Below are 1,211 nucleotides of genomic sequence, written 5' to 3' on the forward strand. Positions count from 1 at the left end.
AGCGCGTATCGCCTCTGCGTTGGATTGAGCCATGTCCTGTCCTTCTCAGAATTTCACAAAAGCTCTGACAGCATTTGGGCTGCGCGTTTTGCACCACCGGCGGCGACTGGATGCGGCACACGTGGGGCGTTCAACTCGGCCACCATCGCGGCTGCGATGGTATCGGGGTCGCTTTCCGCGAAGATCATCTTTCGACCTGCGTTGTAGCGCTCCAAACGACTGGAGACATGGAAGTTCTGCTCGAAGTGGCTCCTGAGCGGGAAGTAAAGGAACGGCGTGCCTGCAGCGGTCAATTCCATACAAGTCGTCAGCCCTCCTTGAACCAAAGCGAGATCACAGGCCGCCAAATGACGATCGAGATCAGGGACAAAGGCCCGCATCTCCACCCCATCTGGCGCTTCAAACATTCTGGCATCAAGCCGGGGGCCGGTAACAACGATCATCCGCAACTCAGGAAGACGCGCCTTAGCCAAGGGATAAGCCGCTAGTATGCGCCGAATAAGCGTTGCACCAACCCCCGAACCGCCAACCGCGACGATGCATGTCAAACGGCCGTCGTTATAGCCAAACTCAGCTCGCAGATCGTCCCGCGACCCGAACGTGGTGGGGTGTTGCCCAATGATGTAGTCCGAGAACTCATAATGCTTTGGGATCCATTCCCGCATCTGAGGGAGCCCGTCCCCGAAACTGCGGTCCACGATGTCTTCAGGACCACCAACGAATATGGCGCGATCGCGAACAGTTGGATTTCCTTCAACGTGACCGATCATCTCTGCATTGTAGTCGGTGGTCAGAAACGCCTCGCGCGGGCCGTTTTCGGCGAAGGGTACCCAGCCCACGAAATCTGTAAGCCACGCAATTTGCGCCTGCTTCATGTCGGGGTGTTCGTGCCAGTAGTGGTCCACATCCCAAGCTTCGTCCGCGATCACCAGATCGTACTTTTGCTCTTCAAGTACTTCCTGAAACACCATGAAATTCTTGATTAAAATCTCATCCATTCGCCGGATTGCTTCAAAGGCGTGCAGGTCGTGTTCGCCGCATTCGTCTTCGATGTGAGCGCTTTCGTTTGCGAGCAGCCGACTGGCCGGGTGGATGCTTTCGTCATTGGCGCCGAGGAAACGCGTCACCGGGTCCTGAGCCAGCCAATCGACCTGGAGATCGGGGTGTAGCATGCGCAATTCACGCGTTACCGCGAGATCACGCCGTGCGTG

At 56.9% G+C, this 1,211-nt stretch carries 1 protein-coding gene; it reads right to left on the minus strand.

Annotated elements, in window-relative coordinates:
* Window positions 1-53 precede the first annotated feature (53 nt).
* Window positions 54-1,211: glycosyltransferase (locus BOA8489_RS20020; RefSeq protein ID WP_217897987.1), on the minus strand; the 1,158-nt coding region annotated here is incomplete at its 5' end.

It is taken from the genome of Boseongicola aestuarii (assembly GCF_900184815.1).
In the GTDB taxonomy this organism is placed as follows: domain Bacteria; phylum Pseudomonadota; class Alphaproteobacteria; order Rhodobacterales; family Rhodobacteraceae; genus Boseongicola; species Boseongicola aestuarii.